A 7,830-nucleotide genomic window follows, 5' to 3' on the forward strand; every position below is an offset into this window, starting at 1 on the left:
CAACAGGCCGCTTGCGCTTCTAATTTTGGCGTGGGCGGACCACTTGGGTTGCGGTTCGCGCTCTTTTTTTTTGTTTTCGGGGGGCGGGGGCGTGTTGGCGCCCCGGCAGCGACGGCCACTGCCTCAGGCTATTGCGAGATGGTGGCTAAGCAAGTTCATCACCCTCCTTCCGAATCAACCTTTTCGGCTAGGTGTCCCCGCCACGGGAACGATGGACGTCTCGAAGGGCCCAAGGCTGCAACCTTGGGCCTTTCTCTTTTTCGGCCTTTCACCGAAATCCTGGCACTTTGAATGCGCGCCGTGCTTCCTATTTCTTATTAAATCCAACAGCACAATTCTAGTTTGCCACGGTCTTCTGGATATTGCTGATCGACACCACCTGCTGCTGAACATGTAGCCCGCCGGCGCCACCCAACAGGTCGATGACCGCGATTGGATGCCTGGATGTCGCACTGGCCGCCTAAGGATAAAGGCCTCCACGTCTCGGGTACTGAGACAGCCTCTACGCGCTGGTGCAATGGCTTGGCAGGCTACCAGCCAATCCGCGTCGCTTTGGGCGTGGCGATGTGGTCGGGCTCCTTGCCCAGCTGAAACGCGACGACGTACAGGGCGGTCACCTCCATCGGTTTGGCATCCGGCGCGGGCGGTCCAAACTTCATCCGCAACTTTCGCTCGGCGTAGCGCAATGAGATGCCAAGCGACCGGAGCTCATCCATGTGGCGCTCCAGATCCTCGTGGACTTCGAGCTTCTGAGTCTCTGAGTACAGCTCCGAGCAATCCCGGTAGTCCCGGAAGTAGTCCACCAGCGCAGCAAACGCTTCGGCGGCCTCCCGCGGAAGCTCGAACGCCGGCTCAGAGACGTCCATCTCGCAGCCCTCCACGAGCTTCGCAAACTGACGCCCGGTGCTGATCGGCGCGAGGGCCAAGGTGACGTTGTCCCGATCAAAAGCTTCCTTTGCCGCCTTGAGTTCCGCCTCGCTCGGAATCGAGAACGGCTTGTTCAAGGCGTCCAGGTCCTGCAGCTCGAAAGCCCGAGCCAGGGCTCGTCGGGTATCAAAGTTGGCTGACTCGCCCCGTTCAACGCGCTGGACGGTGCGAACACTCAGGCCAGAGATCGCCGCCAGCTGCTCCTGGGACCATTTCCGCGACTCGCGGACCAGCCTGGTAAAGGCACCGACCTCCGGGACGGTCAGGACCCGGGGAGAGGTGGGACTGTTGGTCGGGTTCATGCCGCTCGCTCCTGACGATTTGCTTGCGGGCCAGTGTAGGCACCCCGCCGCGGGCGAACACGACAGCGACCCGCCAGGGAGGCGCCAGGGACAATACCGCTTGGGCAGGGGCAGAGCCCGGCCCCGGGCCCGGGGCCGGGGGCCCGGATCAGGACTGGATCTGGAACAGATCCCGCACGGAGCAAAAAACTTCCCCACGCTCGGCTGCGTGCCGCAACTTGCGGTCCAAGACCTCTGGCAGCGGTATGCGCTTGTCGAGCATGGTCCAAAGGTCCAGCCCATCCATGCACACGATCGCCTTCGCCCGTCCAAACGACTGCAGTCCATCCTCGGTGAAACCGCTGTTGCTGATGAACAACCCACGCGCCCATGCCGCCTTCTCGGTCACCTTGCCGTGGAAGTTCCGAAGGTCGGCCGCCGGGGTCTTCGGGCTATGCCACTTAGCCTCAAGCAGATAAAACTCCCCCTCGAACTTGAAGCTACCGTCGATCTGCTCCCCCACAAGGCGGAAGGGGCTGTTCGGCTGCAGGCCGTAGGCTCGAAACAGTCCGATCAAGAACTTCTCGAAAGCGTATCCGCGCGGATGGGGCTCCAGGTTGTGCAGCGCGATCAGCTCGGACTTGAGCGACTCCACTGGAATCGGCGACGCCGCAGGCGGCGGGGCAACGCCGTGGCCCACATCCCGACCTTCCAGACGCCCAATGACCTCGAGCAGCATGCCGTCGGCATTTGGCAGTTCATCCGTGCGTCCCGAGTCCCGGTAGATCTTGGCGCGGCATTTGAGTAGCTCTCGGAGCGTTCGAGCGGCGGTGGCCTTGTCGACACCTTGCAGGAAGGTACGAAGTCGCTTGGCCTTGGACGTACCATTCACCGCAAAGCTCGGGTCGTTGAAGTCGATGTTGAGTTCATCCAGGAAGAACTCTGCAATCGTGCGATCAGAGAAGTTGAGCACGAAGCCCGATTCCATCTCCAGCACGCGGTCGACCACCCGCATTTCTGACGCTTTCAAGTTCGACATGCCATCCCTCGACCTATGCCCCGACACGCCCAGACCGCGACGCCCCCTGGGGCAATCATCAGCGATCAGACGGGGATGGGCAAACCGGCTGAGAGGCCTCCTCCCCTCGTGTCGACCGATTTTGAAGAGGCTAGATCACGCCCCCTCGTCCGACACCAGCCCGGGGTTAAAACGCGTCGCCATCCGCTGTCAGGTCAGGCGGATACGCTCGCCTAGGGCCAGCGCTCAATCGCGTCCAAGAACGCTTCGATGCCGTTATTGCTCTTGGAGAAGCATCGGGCAATGGGCATGTCGACGCCCTCCTCGGCTATCCGCTTGCGCAGCCCGTTGACCCTTCGCTCCCACGCCTTGTCCAACAACACCAGGTCGCAGTAGTCCACGGCATCCACGGCATGCATGAAGTCCAACGCGTCGTTCCGGGAGATATTGGCGTTTATGTCAAGGACAAAGTCTCGCGAAAGCTCACCCGCGATCACAAACTGGCGGGATCGGCCATTACCGAGCGGGGCGGCCTTCGCATTGGCCCGGTAGGACTCAGCCTGCCGGTAGCGTTCGAAAGTCGCCTTGATGGGCAGGGCTGCCCCGTTCAGGCACTCGAGCATCTCCTCCCTGCGGTCATGCACTAGCTGGAACATGCCTTGGAAGACGTCTTGGAGCGAGCCAACTTGGCAGAATCTCTGAGAGAACCAATCCAGATTCTTTGCATCTGGTCGAGGCCGCGAGCGCTGGCTGAGACCCCCATCGCCTTCCTCAGACAGCGGTTTGGTCTCAAAGAGGTAGATGTGCGGGACCACCTGCGCGAGCAAAATTTCCGCCTGCGCGCAGTGCCTGGGGTCCTTGAACACGGCGAACTCCCCCATCGACAGCGGCGCCAGCAGCCAAGTGCCGTTCTTGCGCTTGATGGCCTCTGCAAACCGGGTGGTCAGCTGAGTGCTTTCGGATATCTCCCGAATCGCGTACGTATCGAGATAAACCGTGGGACTGGCGAACTGCTGGGTCCAGACCACGTAGTCCCCGTCGACGGCAAATGAGATCGGCATCCGTCATTTTCTCAGAGAGTGCACCGAGTGCGGCATGGGTGCCGACCACCCTGGCGGCTGCTAGATAGTACTGCGCCCAGCGGCCGTCCCCAGGCTTGACTGGGCAGCTACGCGATCCTCCCCTGTTGCGGCCGGTCCCGCTAGCCGCTTGCCGCTTGCCGCCTGGCCTGGCCGGCCCGGCCGGCTTGGCACCAGGCGAACAACACGCTTACTCTGGCTCGTCGGATGATCAGGACGTGAGCGCGTGGGCATACTGGGCAATGCATTGGCGCCTGACGCCATACGGGCCGTTGAGTTGGCGCGTCACCTGGAAGGGCTCGATGACTGGGCGTCCAGCGCCTGGCGGCACTGCTCCATCTTGGCCACACGCTCTCAGGACCTGGCGGCGCAAGGCCTCGCCAACGAGGCGTCGGTCGTTTCCTTGCTGGCAGCGACAACGTCCCTACGGCTGAGTGCGGGAACCCCTAACAATGTCTTTCACCGGTCGCGACGCTCAGGCGATCCCGACGCCATCCGGATCGAGGACTTCGATGCGGACGACATCGCCTGCCTCCAGATCCTTTCTGAGAACCTCGATGACCCGTGGCTCCGGGCCCGGGTAGCAGACGTCGCGTCGGTCGCAGGACGCAGCCTCGGCCTGAAGATGTGGCATTTCGGCCAATTGGCGGCCAAGGCGTATCTGGAGCACTGCGAGCAGGTGATGTGCACGGACGGTGCCGTCTCGTCACGTGACGAGATACAGCGAGGCGTCGATCTTGCCGCCATGTACGAGAAGCGCAATGCCGATCTGCAGTTACGGTATTGGACCCTGATAGAGGCCGGCATTCGCCACTCACTTGACCAAGGCTGGCCCGGCGTATTCCTTCCTCTTTCCGAACTGGTACGTGCCCGAAACCGGGCCCTGGGGGCCCAGCTTGCGCCCCTCTTCGAGGACTACGCGGTCCGGTACGCCCACCAGGGCCAGGGCTATCAGCCAGACAATGCGCAGACCTGTTTTGAGATCGCCGCCAGATTCTGGGAGCGGGTCCGGGACGATGCCGCGGCCAGACGATGCCAGCAGGGGGCGGCTGAGGTATTGATCACCCGATCCCGCTTACCGGCATCGGCGATGTTGAAGGCGGACTGGATGTCTGAAGGGATCGCCAAGCTGCGCCAGTACGGCGGAAACCGAGACCGGGTCCGCGAGCTTCAGGACGAGCTGGCAGACGTTCGCCGAACGATTCTTGATGAAATGCAGATGCAGGAGTTCCCCATAGACATTCGGGACCTGATCGAGTTTGTCCGGGCCACCGTAGTGGGTCCGACCGATCACGACGGACTGATGCAACTGGCATACGGCATCGGGCAGGGTGCCAGGTATGACAACGTCCGGAAGTCGGTGCTGGACGCCAACGCCAATCATTCGATCGCCGATTTCTTCACCCGGGTCAGCTACAACGAACACGGGGTCCCTGTGTCGAAACGCGAGGCGTTCGACCGGACCAACGAGGATCAGATACTCCAGAAAATGATCGAGCAGGTCCGGGAGATCGACTCGACGATTTACACGCCGACTATTTTTGAGGCGATCGACGTCTACTGCGAGAAGTTCGAACCATCACTCAACGCCGTCCTGCTCTACATGCACCAATCCCCCTGCGTCCCGGACGGTCATGAGGATTCAGTGGCGCTCGGCCTGACGGCAGGGTTCAACTATGACTGGCTCGAGGTAGCGGCGTACCTGATTCCTCAATCTGAAGCCATTGTGCGCAATATTTTCAAGCGCGAACGGGTCAACACGCTCGTCAATCGAGACGACGGCACCGAGGAAGAGATGTCCCTGAACCAGCTCTTGGAGAGCCCTCATGCCGCCGAGGCCCTGGGCAAGGACAACGTTTTTCAACTGCGAGCGCTGCTGACCGAGAGGGCCGGTTTCAACCTTCGAAATCTGTATAGCCACGGCTTACTGACAGATGACGCCGTCCATAACAATGGGCTGTTCATGCTCTGGTGGCTTCTGCTTCGTATGACTTTGTTTGTGCCCTGGGGAATCGAGTGGCACCGCAAGCGAATGGATGACGCCCGCGAGAACGCCGCTGCCGGCCGGTAGCGGGCGTTGCCCGTCCTCAGGCTTAGCCGTCCTCTAGGATCACTCCGGCGATGGCCCCTGCGAGCCTGTCCACGAGGCCAGGCTCTCGGGCATCCCATCCGAGGTCTGTGGGGGGATGGTCAACGCCAATGGCGCGAAGCACGGCGTAGAACTCGGAGAGATGATTGATCCAGCCACGCCGGGTCCGGGTGGCGAATTCGAAGGCGCTCGCGACTTCCACGATGTCCCCAGTCAGGAAGCCCGCCCAATCGCTGCGATAGACGATCCCGATGGGGAATCGTTCGCTGCGGCTTCGCCGCGTGGGCTCGATCAGGTACAGCCATTTGTCCCGGCACCTCAGCTCGAAGATGAGCAGCTGCCTTGGCTTGATACGCCGATCCGGCGTGGTGGCGGGCCGTACGGGCGTCTTGGCGGTGGTGGCCTTGAGTTCAAAACGATGGGCTTTCTCCCGGGAGGGGAGAAAGCGCCCCACGCAGCTGGGATCGACCGTGTCCTGCAGGCGTGTCAGGACCTTTTCGAAGACGGGGCGAAGATCGCGGCCGAACGGCACGGCGTAGTCCCCGGGTATGGGAGACATCTGATTTCCGGGAAGGACCACGGGAATGTTGGCCGCGTGGCTGCCGGGAACATCGGTCCCGCCACTGTCGACCGGCCGGAACCCGGGCCGTCGCGGGTCGGCGGCACCCGGGCCGACCTCGCTGGCTGTCTTGCGGGTGGACCGGAAGGCATCGGCCTCCAGATCGAGGGTTTGGACATCTCTGGCGCGCAGCGGGTTGTAGCGGCCATCGGTGGCTGAGGTCGCGACCGTCACGTTCGGCTTGGGAATCGGCTCGAGCCGAAAGGGGACGCCGGACGAAGGCGGGGAGACGGCCGCGCCCGGGTCCTCGGTGCCCGCCGGCTTGCGGCGCACGATGCCATCGTCAATTACCAGCTCCCGCCAGGGCGGCTGGGCGCTGTGCTGGGTCAACGCGACGATGAGGTAGCGCCGTGGCCCTCCCGGGGCACCCGGTAACTCGCGGGTAATCACCTTCCACTTCGCGGTCCCGGCGTACGGAATCTCCACCCGGGGTAGGCCGGTACGCTGGGAGCCAGGTGCGGGCGACGAACCGGTGACGCGCAATCGGCGGAAGGCGTGGAACAGCAAGGAGAGCCCGCGCCGTCCAGGCTCTGAGAACCATAGTCTGGCCAGCCGAAAGGCGCCTTCATTGCTCATGAAGCGCGAGATCCGGAACTGGGCGGTGCCGCCCGGCCCATCCATCCACCGGCACTGATCGGGATGCCAGGCTTGGCGCGAGCGACCCGTCAGGGCCATGCTCTCGCTCACCCCACCCAGAATGCTGGGCAGTAATCGAGGGTCGAAGACGTAGTGCGTGCGAATGAGCTCGCTGACGGGGAGAACGTATTGCGCTCCGTCCGCAGCCCAGAACTGCCAGCCACCGGACGGGTGGGGAAATCGCCCGCCAAGCCAGTCCTCCGGCACGACGTCGCCAGCCGAGTCAGGGCAGACCCAGGTGGCGCCCATCGACAAGAGAGGCTCGATATCCCGAGGCGTGTCGGCCGCGGCCACAGCGGTCTTGCGATGCCACCGCGAACCGAGCATCAGGAGGGGCATGCGGTCCAGCGGCAGCCAAAGTCTCACCCTCTGACCTGACTCCGCCGCCAGCAGCGCATGGATCTCAAGGGGTCGTTGACGGGATTCAGCCAATTGCAGCGCGCCTAGCCAGCGCAGCTCATAGGTGGCGTCGCCTTCAGGTAGCTCCTTCATTTGAACGACCGCGCTTCGGGACACCGGTGCTAACCCTCAGACGCGAACCGAGTCGCCATCTGCCGTAGGACCGTGATGGACTTTTGCCGATGTTCCAGGGCAACGCGAACGCGCTTTTCGCGACCAAGCACATCCACGGTCAGCCAGTGGCTTGCGCGAAGCTGGGTCACATACAGCGAAGCAGTCGACAGACTTACCCCGGTCAGGGAGGCCAAATCCGAGATCGTCAGGCCAGGGTGCTGGGCTGCGAACATGAGAATCTGACCCCTCACCGGATTGACGAAGACCTCGACGAACGCAGCCGTACGAAGGGCGTCTTCTTGAACACGAACCGTGTCCGCCAAGGGCAAGCGACTTGCTCGCGGCGTCGCGTCGACGGGGCGGTCGGGAGGCCTTCGCAACGACCTACGCTCCCACAGACGATCCCGGGCGTTGCCCGGGCGCCAGCGAACCATCATCCACGTTGAAGATCGATTGCGAAGAACGAGACATAGCAATTTCGAGGGCGGCCGTAGCGCCATGGCGAGCCATGACCCCGGTACTTTGAAGGTCGGATCTGCCGGCCAACGCCCCCCGCGCGGGCCGGACACTGTGTAGGCGGGTACCGGGGAACCGCGCATATTGAGGGCCGCGCCCCCCCCCGCCGGGTCCGGTTTATATTTGCCTAAGGCGGTGCCGCTGCCGCCGCG

5 protein-coding genes are annotated in these 7,830 nt (G+C 62.9%); 1 reads left to right on the forward strand and 4 read right to left on the reverse strand.

The genetic code is table 11. From position 1 onward, the window contains the following. Nucleotides 1–530: 530 nt before the first annotated feature. The 3 genes from ACVOLZ_RS21795 to ACVOLZ_RS21805 all read right to left on the reverse strand — a co-directional run bounded on the left by ACVOLZ_RS21795 (nt 531) and on the right by ACVOLZ_RS21805 (nt 3,287). Nucleotides 531–1,229, reverse strand: coding sequence for a helix-turn-helix domain-containing protein (locus ACVOLZ_RS21795; protein WP_005411401.1), 699 nt, complete (start codon nt 1,227–1,229; stop codon nt 531–533). A gap of 148 nt (nt 1,230–1,377) precedes the next feature. After that, a complete protein-coding gene (locus ACVOLZ_RS21800; RefSeq protein WP_005411402.1) occupies nt 1,378–2,247 on the reverse strand; it encodes a restriction endonuclease in 870 nt (289 codons plus the stop codon). Nucleotides 2,248–2,459: 212 nt separating this feature from the next. After that, complete coding sequence (locus ACVOLZ_RS21805) at nt 2,460–3,287, reverse strand: hypothetical protein (RefSeq protein WP_005411403.1); 828 nt, start codon at nt 3,285–3,287, stop codon at nt 2,460–2,462. A gap of 244 nt (nt 3,288–3,531) precedes the next feature. Here ACVOLZ_RS21805 and ACVOLZ_RS21810 point away from each other — a divergent pair, with 244 nt between their 5' ends. Further along, on the forward strand, nt 3,532–5,376 hold the full coding sequence (locus tag ACVOLZ_RS21810) for a DUF4209 domain-containing protein (RefSeq protein ID WP_481517953.1): 1,845 nt from the start codon (nt 3,532–3,534) through the stop codon (nt 5,374–5,376). A 22-nt stretch (nt 5,377–5,398) separates the two neighbouring features. Here ACVOLZ_RS21810 and ACVOLZ_RS21815 read toward each other — a convergent pair whose 3' ends face one another. Continuing rightward, nucleotides 5,399–7,141: a hypothetical protein gene (locus tag ACVOLZ_RS21815; RefSeq protein ID WP_005411405.1), complete on the reverse strand. Its 1,743-nt coding sequence runs from the start codon at nt 7,139–7,141 to the stop codon at nt 5,399–5,401. Between the last annotated feature and the right edge of the window lie 689 nt (nt 7,142–7,830).

The sequence above is a fragment of the Stenotrophomonas sp. STEN020 genome, assembly GCF_056760195.1.